The organism is Chitinophaga sp. H8, from assembly GCF_040567655.1.
In the GTDB taxonomy this organism is placed as follows: domain Bacteria; phylum Bacteroidota; class Bacteroidia; order Chitinophagales; family Chitinophagaceae; genus Chitinophaga; species Chitinophaga defluvii.
The window spans coordinates 1,720,109-1,737,804 of the sequence record NZ_JBEXAC010000002.1 but is presented as its reverse complement, the minus strand read 5'-3'; the positions used below and the strand labels follow the sequence as shown (position 1 = coordinate 1,737,804).

Sequence of the window (17,696 nt, the reverse complement as noted above, 5' to 3'; positions counted from 1 at the left end):
ATCAAATCAATCCATCTTGTGCCAGTCTTTCAAAAGCTTTCATCACTCCTACTACCTGCACAGATTCTTGCAGGTAAGCGGGCAAATCAAAAAAACGAACGTCAGCTATTTCATTTCCCGGTGTAATGGGTTCATTGATTTCATAAAGAAAACAGTCCTGTTCCATCAGGATATTCGTCTCCTCTCCATATGCTGGTGCTGTAATATGATAATAGTACTTTAAGTCCTGGGGATGAAGGGTAATATTTAGCTCTTCCTTTATTTCTCTCTGAAGTGCTTCCGCAGCAGTTTCGCCAGCATCTACCTTACCGCCTGGCAAGTACCAGGCGTTTTTGTTTTTACTGAAAGCCAGCAACAGTTTATTGTCTTTTACTACAATCAGTCCTGCTGTAAATAATTGTATGCACTTATCCGATGTCATATCTTTTTTGTATGAATGATCATTGTCAGCAGCCGTAAAAATAATGATTAGTATGGTGTGGTGTAAGGTCTTTTTCCAAATCCAGCTATCGGGAACGCTTTTACCATGCCTTTACCATGCTTTAGTTATGCTTTAGCGATGCTTTAAGGCAGGGATAAGTATAGCTTAAATAGCTTCCGTATTATACCGTAATGTATCTAATTGTCCGTTTTTGGCCTAAATGGCCTTTTCATTTGGCTATAAAAACGGATTCAGGCACATTGCTGCTAAAACCACGAAATATGGCAAAACAGGCAGGCATTTTCCTTATTACAGGTACGTTGGGGAATATCACGTTTTACAAAATGCATGGGCAATATTATGCGCGGCTAAAAAGCAGTTTAAAGCGTAAGCGGGTAAAGACCGATCCGGCATTTGCACGTACTATGGCGTATGCCGCTATGCTGGCCTTATCTTCCCGCACAGCTGCTCAGCTATACAGGCGTGTGCCGCAGGAAAAGCGGCAGGTAACACTTTACCGGAAAATGACCGGCACGGCTATGCAATTACTAAAGGCGGGAGTTCCGGAGGATAGGTTGATGGAAGTGCTCAAAGCAGCTTTTACGGATACGCACCCTTCAAAATCAACAACACATACTACATCCAGGAAAACTGTCCGGGCTGTTATCACCGTGCAGGGAAAACTACAATGGGAAACATCAACTTTGCACACCATCAGCCGGCTTCCGCACCGTTGTACCGCCACGCTTCCTTTCCAGCCAGGAGTTAAACACAGTATAGAACACCGCCAGGATGATAGCCCCTTTGAACATGCCGGTAAATCCCCAGGCAGCCAGTCCACCTATTACCCCCAGGAAGAGCACCAGGAATGGCAGTTTGCCACCACTTTTGGCAATGAGGATAGGCTTCAGTACCGCATCCAGGATCAGGATAAACCCGCCATAGATACCCAGGAAAATGGCAGTACCCATGTGCCCTTCTGTAGCCTGCCATATCACCAGGGGCACCCATACGATCAATGGACCTACCTGGATCAGCACGAGAAAGAATATCAATGCAGATAACAACAGCTTGAAATGAAGTCCGGCAATGGCAAGCCCTATCCAGGAAATCGCCGCTGCAATAAAAGCGGTTCCCATAACACCGATAGACACTCCCTTGATAGCATGTCCGGTTGCTTCCAACAGTATCAGGCCATCCCTTCTACCTAACAAATGCTGCAAAGTAGCTTTTACGGGTTGAAATACTTTTTCACCACCGGTAAGGATAAACGCTGAAATGATAATACCCAGTATGATCTGCAGGGCGGCCCCCAGAATACCGGCTCCTCCGGTGAGAATGCGATGAAGGGTTTCCCTAAGCTGGTGCTCATAACCCGCCAGTGTTTCTTTCGGGTTTTCCTGCAAATGCTCCCAGAAAGCAGTAATGCTGTCGCCCACATAGGGCAAGGCTGCGATCTTCTCCGGCAACGGGGGCAATCCATGCTCCTGCACACTTGTAATCATGGCCAGTACTTCTTTTATGTGCTTTCCCATCGCTCCGATCATATACACAAAGGGCAATGCCACTATCACAATAAGTATCACGCAATAAATCACGGCAGCCAGTTTCCTTTTGTTATTCACCAGGCGGACCAGCCTTTCATACGGGATCTGAAAAGACACATAAAATATCAGGGCAAAGGTAAATACCCCGAAAAATACTTTCAGCACATCATAGAGGGCAAAGAGCAGTGCCAGCAACAGCAGTAATACAAGTATGGTTTCTATGATATTACGGGATACAGGTGTTCTTGTATGTCGCATAAAATCAGATTTAGATAAACGTTATTTTAATATACGTCAATCATGTCCGGTGTTCATTTATTATATAACCGCGAATGATTGAGGTCAATACAAAAGTCAGTGATCCAGTTGCCCGCTGCGTCTACGTATAGTATGTTGGGTTTATTCTCTACCGTAATAGTACCATTATCTATCCATTCCATTACTTTAGGTATGAGGTAACGGTTACCCGTACGCGAAAGGTCTATAATACTTTTATGACGCTTCACGGTATTAACCAGCAGCAGGGCGCCATCCATCAGCGGGTTCGACTTCTCCGACTGGAAATCGTTGCAGATAAATGCCGCTTCGCTGCCAGCCTCTGTTAACTGCCAGTCCAGCCGGATCAGGTCATTAGCCTGTACATTATTCTTCAATGCAGCAAAGAAATGTTGCTGTGCCGTTAAAAGCTTATCCAACTCATTGGTAGCTGCATACTCCCTGCGGTAATTGATAAATGCAGCCGACTTATCCACCATGGTACCCTCATCTACTTTCCATTCCGGATAATGGTAATTTTCAAAGGAAACGATCACTTTACCTGCCACATCCCTTAGCCTGGTTGCGGCAAGTGAACTACCAGTATCATAATATACTATTTCCTTTCCTAATTTTGTAACTATCTGCTTCGCCTGTTCTTCTATGGAAAGTTGTTTATCACAGAAATGACTAAAGCTCAGGATAACGAATTCTGACCAGTGGGTATGCAGGAATGATTTTACCGCCAGCAAAATATCTTCCAGTTTTTCACCATACCCTCCTCCCATCGCATCCTCCATACAATCTGCCGAAGCATGTTTAGTATACAGTTCACCTTTATATTGTTCTATACGCAGGTCAAACATCCGTATACCGCTTTGCAGCTGCTTTTCTACATTCATCAGCTGGGTAAGGGTATTACATTCATTCACTGATGCTTTTCCGGAACCTCCTGTTCCATTCAATACAGACATGCCGGCATCATGTGAACCAGGAATAACAATATCCTTTAAATGATAGTCTGCTTTTGCAGGAAACAACAACGTGCCCATCCAGGATGCAGGGTCGTAATCTGCAAAGTAACTCAGGTATAGTTGCTGATCTTTACCGGTATATGCCATCACAAAATTGTCTTCATCGATATAACTCAGTGATACCGGATTATCTGTTGCAAACAAATCAGGCAAAATTGTTTCGCTATCCGCTAGCGCTCCACTGATCTCTTCCCGGTAGTTCAGCCCATTATCTTTGCCGGCACCTTTCCATATATAGAACAACCGGTTATCCGAGAACACGCTGTATAAGGCCGGTGCAGTGGCCGTATTGGCATTGGGAATCGTTTGTATACCAGACCAGGTATTGGTAGCAGGGTCATAATCTGCATAACACACCTGCTTATCCCGGCTACTCCAGCAGCATCTGGCACTGGATTGGTTATTAACTGCCACTGCAAAAGGGTAATCCAATGATTTTGCGCCCTTCACCGGAATAATGGCCGCCTCCTGCAGTAGGCCTTCCTGGTCAGGTGTACTTACCGCTATAAAGATGTTTCCTTTCGTATCGTCATGACTAGCCATCACCATCTTATTACCTGCAAATGCCACACTGATGCCTTTGTTGAATACCGCCCGCCTGCTGGTGGGGAGGGTATTGACGGTCCCTTTTTCAAAGCCTGCCGCTGTAGTGCCGACTATATATTTTAAGGTACCATCTACTGCAATCCAGAACAGGTAAATATATGTTTTGGTAGTGCGGAATACGGGAGCAAACCGGGAGGTGGCATCCGGTATGGTATTTTGTGTATTCGCAAAAGTGGTATCCAGTTTTGTTCCCAGGTAAGCCACCTGAATATTTCCGATGGCGCCAACAGTTTTCCAGGTTACAAAATAATGCTGGTTGAAATTGGTAATATCTATCGCCTTATCGGAAGTAGCACCAGCCAGAAAGTTTACCGGCCTGGTAAAAGTAAGCCGCTGTGCGTGTATACAATAGCCATACATTACAGCCAGCAAAAAGAGGAGTCCTGGTTTTAACATAAGTAATCATCTAACAATGGTTCTGGAAAAGGATGGCAGTATAAATATAAGTCCTTAACTTCAATTATCTTTTCGAGCCGCTATTTTTTCACCCTTGTAAATGAAGACCCATGAAAAGAAAGATCATTATCTTTTTTCTTCTAGCCTTCTCTGTTATTCATCACACACAAGCGCAGGATGCGCATTACTGGCAGAGCGGATTTTCTCCCGGTGGGTTTCTGATGCCGGGCGCTGTAATAGCTAACAATCGTGACAGTGGTGTATTTTTCTACAATCCTGCCTTGCTGGCCCTGAATCCTAAAAGCGGCATCTCCATTTCCGCCAATATATACCAGTACGAGCATCTGAATATGAAAGCAGGAATAGGCGCTCATAATCCGCTTAAAAGTACGCGGCTGCGGATTGTTCCGCAGATCGTATCTGGAAGTATCGCTTTAAAAAAGAAGAAGACTATCGCTATCGGCTATGCGCTGATCCATAATGCTGTGTTGGGCTACCAGGCTACACAAAGGCAGGATAAAAAGATGGATGTGCTGGATAATTCCTATAGCCCGGGGCAGGAGTTTTATGTGGGGCAATATGCCGCTCATAATCATATCAATCAAACCATTGCGGTACTCAGTGCCGGCATAAAGCTGAATGAGCGGCTGGCCGTTGGGATTTCAGCAGAAGGACAGGTACGTTCCCAGGATTATTTCGAAGACTACCGTTCCAGGGCGCTGATCAATGACGGCAATGATATTGGGTTACCTCCTCTCACCAGTGTATCTACAGCCTACCAGGTCGTTTATACGCATATTGGTATGCGGTTCAAAGGCGGTTTGTCTTATGAGGCAGGCAAGCATCATTTCGGGTTACTGGTATCCTCCCCCCTGATTTCGCTGAAAGGATTTGCCACCCTTACCAGCGATATCGCCGTAGCTAATCTTCATCTTGTTAACAATACCCCCAGCCTGAACCTGCTGGCTAATGACCGGCAAACGCAGTTACCGGTTAAATATCACCTGCCATTCAGTATTGCAGGTGCCTATACGCTTGATTACGGAAGAGGACAATTGTATCTGGCAGCAGAATATTTCCATAAGGTAAACAGCTACAATATCATTACGCCCAGGGCGGAATCATTCATACGGCCAGATACCGGCAGTGCCAATTCCTTTACAAAAGATCTGCTCCGCTTCCGCGATGAACATCGCAGCCTGACTAACTTCGCGCTGGGCATCAGCTATTATGTGAATAGTCATCTTACCGCAATGGCTTCCTTCCGCACAGACTTTACCTACTCCGTAAAAGAACCGGAAAACTACGATGGTCATTTACCATATGTAGTTACCTGGGATAATTATCATTGCCAGCTGGGAGGAAATTTCCGCAGAAAAAAAGCGAACCTGCGTGCTGGGATATTGTTGAGCTATGGCAGTACCAACAAATACAAACAGCCTGTTAATTTCGATAATCCCAATGAAGCCAATTTAATGCTGGGAGATCCCACTTACGGGAAAGCCAGCTTCTTTTCTACAGGGTTGTTACTCTCCTATATTCATAACCTGTAATAAATATCAGCTGTTAGTCTTTAGCTGTTAGCTGATTGATGCGAATGATTGATTAAAACATAAAAGCGGAAAGGATTGCCTCCTCTCCGCCGGGGTTTGTTCATTCAGCGACATCCCTTCTACCTAACGGGAAATAATTTTTCTGATACGTTGGTTGCCTTCATCGAGTACATATACGGCACCAGCAGCATCCAGCGCTACCCCTGTAGGAGATCTGAATACAGCCAGACTACCCAGACCATCATTATATCCTTTGGAAGAGCCGCCTGCAAAAGTAGATACTTCCCAGGTACCAGCCTTGATAAAGCGAATACAGTGGTTGGTATTATTATCTCCCCCACCATAATTAGGGCCTCCATTTCCGGCGATATAAAGGTTATCCTCCTTATCAATATCGATGCCCCAGGGGCGGTCAAATTTAGCCGTATTGCCAGGACCATCTTCCAGACCGGTTTGACCGGAAACCCCTGCAATGATGGTCATGTTTTTGGTAGCAGCATCTACTTTCCCAATGAAAGAGCGGCTGTTATCTACACCATAAAAGTTGCCTTTACTGTCCATCGCAATAGCACCCAGTTGCTGGAAACCACTACCTACCGTTACAGTAGATCCATCTCCGTTTACCTTTACAATGGTACCAGGGCCAAACTGAGAAGCATAGATATCACCATTGCGCTTATCTACTACCACATCCGTAATATCACCAATCCAGGCAAGCGTAGACACGACCCCTTCAGGCGTGATTTTACGCAGTGCTGCATTCCAGGTATCTGCCACGTAAAGGTTATTGTCTTTATCCACTTCGATACCATACGGATGATTAAACATGGCACTGGCAGCAGGACCATCCTGCCAGCCACCGGTACCATTACCCGCTACGGTAGACACCACTCCGGCAGGTGTGATTTTACGGATACGGGAATTGCCTGCATCACATACATAAACATTTCCGGCAGCATCCGTAGCGATGCTTTGTCCCAGTTGAAAAGCAAACATGGCTGCAGCGCCTTCCCCATCCCGGAAGCCTTCCTGTCCGGAGCCAGCCAGGGTACTTACATACTGCGCCGCCACATAATTAAAATCTTCTGTGCTGGTAACGGTATTACCACCGATAGTAATGGTGATCTTACCACTGCCTGCCCCATCCGGCACCATAAACACCAGGCGGTTCTGCACCACACCTGTTACCGCCGCCTTTACACCATTGACGGTTACACGTACACCGGTAGTATCATTATTAAAATTATCGCCATATACCAGCACTTCGGTGCCTACACCGCCTTTTACAGGGGAGAACTTTTCTATAACAATAGGGACTCCACTATTATGCTTTGGTATTGTTTCTTTTTTACAGCCGGTGAAGATAGCCGGCAATAGCAGCAACAGTGGCAGCAAACGATATTTTATGATAACGTTCATATGAGTTTCTTTTTAGAATATTATAATACGGTTACCATCCTGGATTTTGTACCAATGCGGTATCACGCAGGATTTCGCTCTGGGCAATCGGGAACAGGTACATTTTTTTATCAAACGCCCTGGATTGCAGCAGTGTGCGCTGATAAAACCCGCTATATCCAAATCCCTGGTCATTATCATCTGCTTCAAAGTTCAGTCCGTATACCTTCTTAAACTCATCGTTGTTCATATCCTTGCGGCGGGCACGTGTCCACCAGTGGTCGCCATGTTCAAAGGCCAGTTCGATCATCCGTTCCCGGAGAATATGTTTCCGCATTTCAGCCTGGCTGGTTACCGCAGCAGGATATACCTGTGCAATAGAAGGCACCCCTGCCCGTGTGCGGATCATATCCAGGTATTTCACAATATCCGGGTGGCCTGGTTCTGCCTCGTTCAGTGCTTCCACATAATCCAGCAGGATAGTCGCATAGCGGGTAATGATATACGGACGGTACGGGCCGGACCAGTTATAGGCATTGGAGGAAGGGTGTATGCCTTTGGCAATTAAATAGCCGGGAAAGATATATCCCAATGCCTGGCGTCCGGATTTGCCCCGGTAGTAGAATTCCGTTCTGCCCTGTCCATTCCTGTTATTATCAGAAGAGTAACGGTTACGGTCATCCGCAGTAGGCGCAGCAATTACGGGGCGTTTATTATAGGATATACTTGCATAAAAACGAGGTTCCCGTCTGGCATACATGTTCCAGTCGCCCGAAGCGTGCGCCCAGTCATGATCACCACCATCAGCAGCAAAACCGGACTCCACATATCCGGAAGTATTGTCACTGATCCACTTTCCATTGTCCATATAATAAGCATCTACCATATTCTGTGTAGCGGCAAACAGCTGGAAGCCGCCTGGTAACGGAGAGCAGTCATGATCCCAGTAAGTGGGGATCCAGTTGGCCGAAGAGATGATGAGCTCATTATTCCATTGTGTGGTAAAAACACGGCTGTAAGATTTAAAGGGATCAAATGTTTCCCCTTCTTCTTCGTTGGTATACAGTTTATACACATTCAGGTCTATCACTGCTTTGGCCGCATCAGCGGCGATCTTCCATTTTCCGGCATCTGCTTTTGCGGGCGCTAAAGCGTTGCCTTGTTTATCCCTGAAACCCGCAAAGTCCGGGTTGCCATTCCATAACGGACTAGCTGCCAACAGCGCTGCTTCCGCTTTAATAGCCAGGCATGCCCCCTTGGTAGGTTTACCATACCAGGTAGATGACCAGGTGGTAGGCAATCCAACAGCCGCTTCATCCATCAACCGGTTTACATATGCCAGACAGGTATCGAATGGTGCACGGGAGTATTTATTAAAGTCTTCATTCAGTCCCAATACCCCATCTAATTTTATGAAGGGGCCGTAACGTTTTAAAAGGCTCCAATAGTAATATCCCCGGAGGAATTTCGCTTCTGCCTTGTATTGTTTTTTCAGGTCATCACTTAATTCGGATGCCGGTACTTTATCTATATTGTTTTCGAAAATATGGCTGGACCGGATAGCCACATAGCAGGTACCCCAGATATCCCAGATAGTGGAGGAAGGGCCCCAGTTGCCATCATTGATTTTACGCGCCACCGTTCCCGGGATCGTGATAAAACTTTCTTCAGAAATACCCAGTTGCCAGGCGCCATCATTTTCTCCGAATAACATATAGCTGTATATGTTATACAGATAGGCTTCCGACTGCCGCCTGGTTTTCCACACCAGCTCTTCAGACAACAGGCTGTCCGGTTCCTTATCCAGGTAATGGCAGGACAGGAAGGCGCTGAAAAGCGGTAATATCAATAGTAGCTTACTTATATTTTTCTTCATGATATTGCTGTTTTTATGACGCAAGCCTGGTTAAAAGTTAGTTTTAATACCAAAGTTGATAGCGCGCAATGGCGGATATCCTGTACCATTGGGTTGGTTTAGTTCAGGATCCCACATTTTGAATTTGGAAAAGGTGAGCAGGTTTTGACCGGATGCGTATACATATAAAGTTTGCAGCCTGATGGCTTTCAGTACAGATGGGCGGAAACTATACCCTATCTGTACATTTTTCAGGCGTACGTAGTCTGCTTTTCTTAACCACCAGGTACTTTGCTGATAATTATTATCACCCGGAGAAGCAATACTCAATCTTGGGTAAGTAACGTCCTGGCGGGGATTATCTACTGTCCATCTGTCTGTTACTTCCTTATACAGATTAGCAGAGGTGAGTCCACCCATAAAAGGAATAATTCCTCTTGCTCTGTTATCCAGTGCACCGGTACCGCTGATCAGCATGATATCTACCTGTGCAGCGCCCTGGAAAAATCCTTCCACATGGAAACCATGGAAGTCCAGTGCCATCCCGGCACCAAACATGATCTTCGGGTTGGTAGTATTACCGATAGGCACCATGTCGTTCACATCGATCACCCCATCTGTATTTATGTCCTTGTATTTGATATCACCCGGACGTACTACTCCAAATTTCTGTTCTGCGTGTTTACTGATTTCTGCTTCATCTGTAAACAATCCTTCTGCCACAAATCCTCTTATCTGTCCTACCTGGTATCCCATGTTGGAAAGCCAGGGATACAAAGGAATCGGCTCATCATTTTCCACGATTTTGTTAGACGCATAGGTGAAGGTGCCATATAGGTTAAACTTTAAGTCACCTATTTGATCACTGTAATCCAGTGCACCATCTATGCCTTTGTTGTCCATGATACCCAGGTTGGAATAAATACCAGCTGTGGTACCCAGAAAAGCAGGCTGAGAAGAGCGGGCCACCAGTATTTTTTCCCGTCTTTCTTTAAAGAAGTCTACGTTCAGGTTTAATTTCCCAAAGAATTCCAGGTCCAGTCCTATGTTATTTTTGGTAGCCACCTCCCAGGATAAGCCCTGCACCCCGATTTTGCTTTGGAATATACCGCCATATCCTTGCGGCACATATCCAAATGCTGCACCGTTGCCACCGGCATAAGTGGTTACATAAGGAAATCTTTCGCCGTAGCCAATCCTGTCGTTGCCGACAGTACCATAAGAGCCTCTTATTTTCAGGAGGCTGATGGCTTGTTTTAATCCGCTAAAGAAACTTTCTTCACTTACTACCCAGCCTACTGACATGGAAGGGAATACCCCGAAGCGGCTGTTCTTTTCAAAGTTTTCAGAACCGGTAGCCCCTATATTAAATTCTGCCAGGTACCTGTCTTTATAAGCATAGGTAGCTCTGGCTGCCAGGCCTTGATTACGGTAAGGGATCCCACCGATGGCATCACCAGCAGATCCGTTTAATTTTTCCCGCATGTTGTACAGCAATAAAGCCCCTACCCGGTGTTTGCCATTAAACAGGCGGTCGTAGTTCAGATTGGCTTCCATATACATGGTACGTTGTACATCTACCGTCTGGGCGCCAAAAGTCATGAATTCATCGCCATAATTGGTTTGTGTGTATACCAGGTTGCCATCCACATCCCTGCGGTAAGCCAGCCAGGTATCCCCATTCTTTCTACGGCGCATGGTAGTTTCGCTATAGCTATCGAACGAAAAGCGCCCCGTTGCAGAAAGGCCTTCTGTCAGATCATCCAGTTTCTGGTTGAGGGTAAATACAGATTGCATAGTAGGTTTAAACTCGTTGGAATAACCACTGTTCTGCAATGCATTTACGGGGTTCACCCCCTGGTTGGTAACAGGTCCTGCCCATTTACCATCCGGGTAGCGGATCGGAAACAATGTAGGTGGCTGCATCATGGCATTATACCAGGCATCCTGTGCAGAAACACCAGGGTAATTGGCATTTACCAGCATAGCCGCCAGGCTCAGGCTCAGCGTAGTGCTCTTTGTCAGGCTCATATCTACGTTGGAGCGGAAATCATAACGCCGGTATCCTACGTTGGAATTATATGGATTTTCAGGATTCAGCTTATAGCTGCCTTTCTGATCAAAAAAGGACCCTGACACATAATAGCGGGCAAAAGCACCGCCCCCATTCACGCTCAGGTTTACATTATATCCCGCAGGCGACCAGTCACGATACATTGCATCTACCCAGTTGATATCCGGATACAGATAGGGATCTACCTTACTTCTTGTTTTTTCTATCTGATCATCGCTGAATTGTTTTCTACCCAATGCTTCATTGTATAATGTCATCCAGGTAGCCCCATCAATAAAATCAGGTTTCTGCGTGAGTCCGCTGGTACCGCTTTCTATTTTAACAGCTATACGTGGTTTACCGGCTACCCCTCTTTTGGTGGTGATCAATACTACACCATTAGCACCACGTGCACCATATACTGCAGTAGCAGAAGCATCTTTCAGGAAGGAGACACTTTCAATATCTTCCGGGTCAATATTGCTCCAGGAAGAAATCTGGTCATCGCGTTGTACGCCATCTACCAATACCATAGGATTTGAGTTACCGGTAAAAGTACTTACCCCACGGATATTGAAGGTATTAGGTTCGTCGTATCCAGGTTCTCCTCTGGACTGTTGCATAATTACCCCTGCCACCCGGCCTCCCAGTGAATTGGCCAGGGAGCGGTTAGGTGTTTTCAGCTGGTCTACCTTTACGGTACTCACGGCACCGGTTACACTTATTTTCTTTTGTGTACCAAAACCTACCACTACCAGTTCATTCATTTTGGATACATTATCTTCCAGCGTCACTTTCATTGCCTTGGCCCCCTTTACCACTACATCTTCCGGCTTCATCCCTATCATGGTAAAGTGCAGGGTATCCCCATCTGAAGCAGCAATCGTAAAAGTACCCAGCTCATCTGTCAGGGTATTTTTACCGTTGGACTTATTAAAGATGGTGACCCCGATCAGGGCTTGCCCGTTTTTGTCCCATACCTGACCTTTTATAGGTTGTGCCTGTTCTACTACAACAGGAGCCGGTATTTTTTTCTCCGGGGGGCGGGTAGCGATATAGATCTGGTTACCATCGGCATCAAATCCCAGGCCTAATGGCTGCAATAGTTCTCCCAGTACATCCCGGAGTTTTTTGTTATCCGCTTTTACAGACACCACCGATTCTTTGATCCGGCTGATCCCTGCATAAAAAAATTTGACCTTCATTTTGTCCGAGATCTCCTCGAGCGCAGCAGGTAGCTTTACGTGGGAAAGGTGCAGGGTAATACGGGACTCCAGCTCATGCTGCCCATATCCCTTTGCACAATACGCTACCATAACGGTGGATAACAGATATCCCAATACCAGCGTAGAAATCCTCATAAACCTGATGAATAAAGAAAGTTGAAAGTGTAGTCCTCTTTTCATAGATTTGATAGTGAAAATGATTAAGAAAATCCTGCTGCTGCAAATAGGTTCCTACGCCCTGCAGTAGCCGGATGACAAACTTGACATTTTTTCAGGGGCTGATACTTCCTCTTCAGCCCCTTTTTAATTTGGTTGACCTATCCTGACATAACGTGATTTTTAACAGTTGGCAAATACCGGTACATGACTTGCTGTGGCTAGCTACACGCACAGATGTATATGCTTCCTACGACATCTACTATCTGTTTTTGCTGAACAGTGTATACGTATTGCCTGCTTTTTTATACCCTACCTTTAATATTTTAGCGATGCTTTTTACCGCTTCTTCTGGTTGTCTATCCTGTAAATCTGCATAAATAGTGAGCGATTCCATCTCTGCTGGCACCTCCAGTGTGATCGCATATCGCCGTAATAACAATTGCGCTACGGTAGTGAGCGGCGCATCGCGGAAAAGCAGTTTGCCTTCTTTCCAGGCAATATCATCTGTAGCTGTTTCCAGTGCTTCCTGTTTAAAGCTTTGCTGCTGTTTATTATAGAGGAGCTTCTGACCGGGATTTAACAGGGTGGCTGTGGCAGTATCTTCTTCAGACGATACTTTCACCCTACCTGTTAGTACCGTTACTGTAGCCACTACTTCATTATCATAAGCATTTACATTAAAACTGGTACCCAGCACGCGGGTAGCCAGCCCGGCTGCTTTAACCGTGAACGGGCGTTCGCTGTGCTGCGCCACTTCAAAATAGGCCTCTCCCTCCAGTTCCACCTGCCGGGTACCGCGTTTAAACACAACAGGATATACCAGTTTGGAACCGGCATTTAACCATACTACTGTGCCATCTGACAATGCGATTTTGGTTGTTTCCCCATTAGCTGTTGTTTTTTGTGTTAACTGCTGTGGGTCTATAAAGTTCATAATGGTCATCCATTTCAATACCACCAGGCTTCCGGCCAGCACGGCTATGACTGCCGCCACCGCTATCCGGATAAACATGCGCCGGTAGATAGCCCCTTTATGGGGGCCGCTATTTTCCATGGTAGCAATTTTTTCCAGAATACCCGTTTTCAGTTCGTTTTCCAGCTGTTCTTTTTCCGCAGGACTAAAAGCAGCCAGCACGTCCGGCTCCTTATCAAAATAATGATAATACTCCCAGAGGAAGGTTTCTTCTGCCGCGGTAGTTTTACCCTGAAGGTATTTTTTTACGAGCGCTATAAACGCTGAGCTGTTTGCCGGGTCCATATAAAAAGACTGCTTTACAGGTATATGTACCGGAAATAGAAAAATCTCCCACGCCAGGGAAAACTTTTTTTTAAACTATTATGGTGAAGAGGTGGGAAAGACGGTCGCGAAGGTGATGTACAGCTTTGCCCAGTTGGTTTTGCACTGTTTTCTGAGAGATATGGAGGTGATCTGCTATTTCCCGGGTGTTCATATTTTCCAGGTAATGCAGCTGGAAGATCTCCCGGCGTTTTTCCGGCATTGCGTTCACCCAGGCTTTCACTACCTGGAGAAATTCTTTTTCTTCCAGGCGGCTATCAGCCGCATAAGGGGAGGCCGCCATCCGGTCAAACAGTTCCAGGAATGCAGGCCCGCTGGCCTGTTTGCCTACCAGCTTATACACCTGGTAATGCACTGCCATATGAAGAAACCCGCTAACATTATCAATACTTACCACATTTTTCCTTTTCCACAAATCGGCAAAGATGTCCTGCAGCAGGTCCTTACATTGTTCCCTGTTACGTAACCGTTTATAGGCCGCATTATACATAGATTCCCAGTAACGATGATACAGCTCCTCGAAAGCAGCGATTTGGTCGTTCCTGATCAATTGCAGCAATTCCTGGTCACTTAACATTGTAAATACATAACAATTGAATACAGCTAGCTTATGCAGGCCTGGTTGATGCCGAAATATAAGGAGGAATCAGGTTTTTTCAAAATGAACAATGTATCAGCTCCCTGTTATTCATATCTCAATGCTTCTATCGGGTCCAGGCGGGAAGCTTTTTGCGCGGGATAATATCCAAAGAAAACACCGGTCAGGGCACATACCATAAAAGAAAGCAGAATGGATGACTGGGATACCATGGTAGGCCAGCCCAGTGTGAGCGTGATAACTTTGGAAGCTGTAATGCCCAGCGCCACCCCGATCAGCCCACCAGTAATACTGATGATAATTGCTTCCACCAGGAACTGTAGTAAAATGTCTATTCCCCTTGCGCCGATAGACATGCGTAATCCTATTTCGCGGGTACGTTCTGTAACAGATACATACATGATGTTCATGATTCCGATACCACCAATCACGAGAGAGATACCGGCAATAGCTGTGAGCAGTATGGTCAGCAGGCTGCTGGTAGAACTGAGGGCTTTGATCAGCTCGGCCATTGTCCTTACATTAAAATTATTCTCGTCCGTGATGCGCAGCCGGTGTGTTTCGCGGAGTATGGCCGTAATCTGGCTGACAGCAGTATCTGAAGCATCTTCGCTTATCGCCGAAGCATAGATATTTTGCAGATAGGTGGTAGCCAGCACTCTTTTTTGCACGGTAGTATAAGGCGCTACAATGATATCGTCCTGATCCTGCCCAAAAGAACTTTGTCCTTTAGGCGCCAGGGTACCGATTACCTGCAGGGGAATATTATTGAACCGGATCACTTTTCCTACCGGGCTTTCTCCGCTCGGGAAGAGGTTGTCGATAACGGTTTGTCCCAGTATGCATACTTTGGCCGCAGCATTCACATCAGTCTCAGAAAAGAGGATCCCGTCTTTCAGGGTTAATTTGCGGATATCAAAGTAATCTGTATTTCCTCCCTGCAAGGTAGTAGGCCAGTTCAAAGCACCCGCAATGGCCTGTCCCCGCGCGGTGGAAACCGGTGTTACTGCTGTCAGAAAAGTAGCTTGCTGCTGTAATGCTTTTACATCATTGATCGTAAGGGTTTGCACACTGGCACCTTCCAACCGGGCTCCACCAACCACATTACTGCTGGGCATAATGGTGACCATGTTGGACCCCATGTTGCCCAGCTGAGATTGTATGCTTTGTTTGGAGCCTTCCCCGATAGCCACCATAGCAATCACAGCCGCCACACCAATGATGATGCCCAGCATGGTTAAAAACGCCCGCAGTTTATTCCGCTGCAAAGCATTTAAAGCAATCCTTATCAGGTTAAAAACGCTCATGTGCTGGTATTAATAATCGTCCGAAACGGGTAATGAAGCCAGTGCTTCCTTAGCCGAGCGGACATTTTCATTATTATTATCCCGTTGTATTTTACCATCCCGCAGCATAATGGTCCTGCTGCTGAATGCAGCAATATCCGGCTCATGCGTAACGAAAACAATTGTCTTTCCCTGCTGTTGATTCAGCTCCTGCATCAATGCCATAATTTCGTAGGAAGTACGGGTATCCAGGTTGCCGGTGGCCTCGTCGGCCAGGATCATCACCGGTTCATTTACCAGGGCGCGGGCAATTGCCACCCGTTGCTGCTGCCCACCCGAAAGCTGGCTGGGCGTATGATCCAGCCGGTCTGCCAGCTTTACTGCTTCCAATGCCTGCACGGCCCTTTCCCGGCGTATTTTTGTATTAATCGCTTTATTATAAAACAGGGGCAGTTCTACATTTTCCAGGGCAGAAGTCCGGGGCAGCAGGTTATACGCCTGGAAAACAAATCCGATCTTCTGATTACGTACCCGGGCCAGGTCATTGCGCAGCAGCTGTCCCACATTCACCCCATCCAGCAGATAATCACCTGCAGTTGGTTTATCCAGGCAGCCTAAAATATTCAACAAGGTAGTTTTTCCGCTACCACTGCTGCCCATAATCGTCAAAAACTCACCACTCGCCACATCAAAGGAAATACCTTTTAATGCACGTACCACTTCCGTCCCCATTTTGAATTCGCGCCGGATTTGCTGTATCTCCAATATCTTCTTGTTGCTCATCGTCTGCGTCTCATATTTGGCATAAACGGGCTACCGGTACTTTTAGCAGTAGCAGCAGCCGTGCCGGGTTCATTCATACTGGTAATCACTGCATCATTGGTAGAAAGCCCTGACAATACTTCAATATGTGTATTATCATCCAGTCCTGTACGTATCCTTTTCTGCTGCAGGGTATCACCACGTAGTATCCATACATAATTCACCGTACCTGGCCGGTGTACCGCACCACCAGCATGCAGGGTATCACCACGTGGCGGATTGCCCGCATGCCTGTTCACCGTTTCCTGAATCACATAATCTTTAGCCAGCAAGGCAGAGTCGGGTTTAAATTTTAATGCTCTTACCGGAAGCAGCAGGGCGGTATCTTTTTCCGCAGTATAAATCGTAACGTTAGCGGTCATGCCCGGCTTTAGTTTCATCGCATTATTCGCAGCATTGATAATAGTATTATAGGTTACGACATTGGCAGAGATACTGGGCTGCAATCTTATTTCCTTAACCTGGCCATCAAAAACATCATCCAGGTAAGCATCCACAGTAAAGGAAACCCGCTGGCTGTCTGCCACATTACCAATATCTGCTTCGCCTACACTGGTTTCTACCTGCATTTTTGTAATGTCTTTAGCAATTACAAATAAAGTAGGCGTATTAAAACTGGCTGCTACTGTTTGGCCTACACTTACATTCCGGTTCATCACCACGCCATCTATCGGGGAATAGATATCTGTGAAAGAGAGATTTTTTTCTGCTGCCGCCAGCTGTGCCGTAACACTGGCCACGCTGGCCTTTGCAGCGCTGTACTGATACTGCGCATTATCATAATCAGCCTTACTGATGGCCCCTGTTTTAAACAACAATCCCTGCCTCCCAAAATTGGCTTCCTGGTATACCAACTGGCTTTTGGCAACTTCCAGGCTGCCCCGGTATTGATCTACCTGCGCCTGGAACAATGACTTATCCAGTTGTGCCAGTAATTGCCCCTTCTTTACTTTAGCATTAAAGTCGGCAAAAAGATATTTCAAAGTACCCGATACCTGTGTACCTACTGCTACCGTATCTACCGGACGCAAGGTGCCGGTGGCCGTAACCATAGTAGCGATATGACCGTATTGCGGTACTTCCGTGGTAAAAGAAGGGGGCATTTCTTTTTTACGGACCAGGAAATACCAGATCAGGAGCAGCAGTATCGCTGCCACCAGAAAAATGATCACCTTTTTATATTTTCCCAT

12 protein-coding genes are annotated in these 17,696 nt (G+C 46.2%); 1 reads left to right on the top strand and 11 read right to left on the bottom strand.

What is annotated here, in order from left to right:
* Position 1: 1 nt before the first annotated feature.
* From ABR189_RS20935 to ABR189_RS20925, 3 genes are all read right to left on the bottom strand, one after another.
* On the bottom strand, positions 2-421 hold the full coding sequence (locus ABR189_RS20935) for an NUDIX hydrolase (RefSeq protein ID WP_354662430.1): 420 nt from the start codon (positions 419-421) through the stop codon (positions 2-4).
* A gap of 698 nt (positions 422-1,119) precedes the next feature.
* On the bottom strand, positions 1,120-2,226 hold the full coding sequence (locus ABR189_RS20930) for an AI-2E family transporter (RefSeq protein WP_354662429.1): 1,107 nt from the start codon (positions 2,224-2,226) through the stop codon (positions 1,120-1,122).
* A 53-nt stretch (positions 2,227-2,279) separates the two neighbouring features.
* Positions 2,280-4,259, bottom strand: coding sequence for a PI-PLC domain-containing protein (locus ABR189_RS20925; protein WP_354662428.1), 1,980 nt, complete (start codon positions 4,257-4,259; stop codon positions 2,280-2,282).
* Positions 4,260-4,369: 110 nt separating this feature from the next.
* Between ABR189_RS20925 and ABR189_RS20920 the strand changes: the two genes are divergently transcribed.
* Entirely contained in the window at positions 4,370-5,812 is a 1,443-nt protein-coding gene (locus tag ABR189_RS20920; RefSeq protein WP_354662427.1) for a hypothetical protein, read from the top strand.
* 123 nt (positions 5,813-5,935) lie between these two features.
* Here ABR189_RS20920 and ABR189_RS20915 read toward each other — a convergent pair whose 3' ends face one another.
* The 8 genes from ABR189_RS20915 to ABR189_RS20880 all read right to left on the bottom strand — a co-directional run bounded on the left by ABR189_RS20915 (position 5,936) and on the right by ABR189_RS20880 (position 17,696).
* Entirely contained in the window at positions 5,936-7,231 is a 1,296-nt protein-coding gene (locus tag ABR189_RS20915; RefSeq protein WP_354662426.1) for an IPT/TIG domain-containing protein, read from the bottom strand.
* 31 nt (positions 7,232-7,262) lie between these two features.
* Positions 7,263-9,086, bottom strand: a complete 1,824-nt coding sequence (locus ABR189_RS20910) for a RagB/SusD family nutrient uptake outer membrane protein (protein WP_354662425.1) — start codon at positions 9,084-9,086, stop codon at positions 7,263-7,265.
* Positions 9,087-9,116: 30 nt separating this feature from the next.
* Positions 9,117-12,524 carry a SusC/RagA family TonB-linked outer membrane protein gene (locus ABR189_RS20905; protein WP_354662424.1) on the bottom strand — a complete coding sequence of 1,136 codons (3,408 nt, stop codon included), beginning with the start codon at positions 12,522-12,524 and terminating at the stop codon, positions 9,117-9,119.
* Positions 12,525-12,762: 238 nt separating this feature from the next.
* Positions 12,763-13,761 carry a FecR family protein gene (locus ABR189_RS20900; protein WP_354662423.1) on the bottom strand — a complete coding sequence of 333 codons (999 nt, stop codon included), beginning with the start codon at positions 13,759-13,761 and terminating at the stop codon, positions 12,763-12,765.
* A 70-nt stretch (positions 13,762-13,831) separates the two neighbouring features.
* On the bottom strand, positions 13,832-14,377 hold the full coding sequence (locus ABR189_RS20895; RefSeq protein ID WP_354662422.1) for an RNA polymerase sigma factor: 546 nt from the start codon (positions 14,375-14,377) through the stop codon (positions 13,832-13,834).
* 107 nt (positions 14,378-14,484) lie between these two features.
* The gene (locus tag ABR189_RS20890) at positions 14,485-15,705 is read right to left on the bottom strand and encodes an ABC transporter permease (RefSeq protein ID WP_354662421.1); all 1,221 of its coding nucleotides are present in this window, start codon (positions 15,703-15,705) and stop codon (positions 14,485-14,487) included.
* A 9-nt stretch (positions 15,706-15,714) separates the two neighbouring features.
* Positions 15,715-16,467 carry an ABC transporter ATP-binding protein gene (locus tag ABR189_RS20885; protein ID WP_354662420.1) on the bottom strand — a complete coding sequence of 251 codons (753 nt, stop codon included), beginning with the start codon at positions 16,465-16,467 and terminating at the stop codon, positions 15,715-15,717.
* A complete protein-coding gene (locus ABR189_RS20880) occupies positions 16,464-17,696 on the bottom strand; it encodes an efflux RND transporter periplasmic adaptor subunit (RefSeq protein WP_354662419.1) in 1,233 nt (410 codons plus the stop codon). Before ABR189_RS20880 ends, ABR189_RS20885 begins: the two co-directional genes overlap by 4 nt.

Coding starts and splice junctions, on each gene's coding strand:
- ABR189_RS20920 (WP_354662427.1), top strand. CDS start 4,370: ATGAAAAGAAAGATCATTATCTTTTTTCTTCTAGCCTTCTCTGTTATT.
- ABR189_RS20910 (WP_354662425.1), bottom strand. CDS start 9,086: ATGAAGAAAAATATAAGTAAGCTACTATTGATATTACCGCTTTTCAGC.
- ABR189_RS20925 (WP_354662428.1), bottom strand. CDS start 4,259: ATGTTAAAACCAGGACTCCTCTTTTTGCTGGCTGTAATGTATGGCTAT.
- ABR189_RS20885 (WP_354662420.1), bottom strand. CDS start 16,467: ATGAGCAACAAGAAGATATTGGAGATACAGCAAATCCGGCGCGAATTC.
- ABR189_RS20915 (WP_354662426.1), bottom strand. CDS start 7,231: ATGAACGTTATCATAAAATATCGTTTGCTGCCACTGTTGCTGCTATTG.
- ABR189_RS20880 (WP_354662419.1), bottom strand. CDS start 17,696: ATGGGAAAATATAAAAAGGTGATCATTTTTCTGGTGGCAGCGATACTG.
- ABR189_RS20900 (WP_354662423.1), bottom strand. CDS start 13,761: ATGGACCCGGCAAACAGCTCAGCGTTTATAGCGCTCGTAAAAAAATAC.
- ABR189_RS20905 (WP_354662424.1), bottom strand. CDS start 12,524: ATGAAAAGAGGACTACACTTTCAACTTTCTTTATTCATCAGGTTTATG.
- ABR189_RS20935 (WP_354662430.1), bottom strand. CDS start 421: ATGACATCGGATAAGTGCATACAATTATTTACAGCAGGACTGATTGTA.
- ABR189_RS20895 (WP_354662422.1), bottom strand. CDS start 14,377: ATGTTAAGTGACCAGGAATTGCTGCAATTGATCAGGAACGACCAAATC.
- ABR189_RS20890 (WP_354662421.1), bottom strand. CDS start 15,705: ATGAGCGTTTTTAACCTGATAAGGATTGCTTTAAATGCTTTGCAGCGG.
- ABR189_RS20930 (WP_354662429.1), bottom strand. CDS start 2,226: ATGCGACATACAAGAACACCTGTATCCCGTAATATCATAGAAACCATA.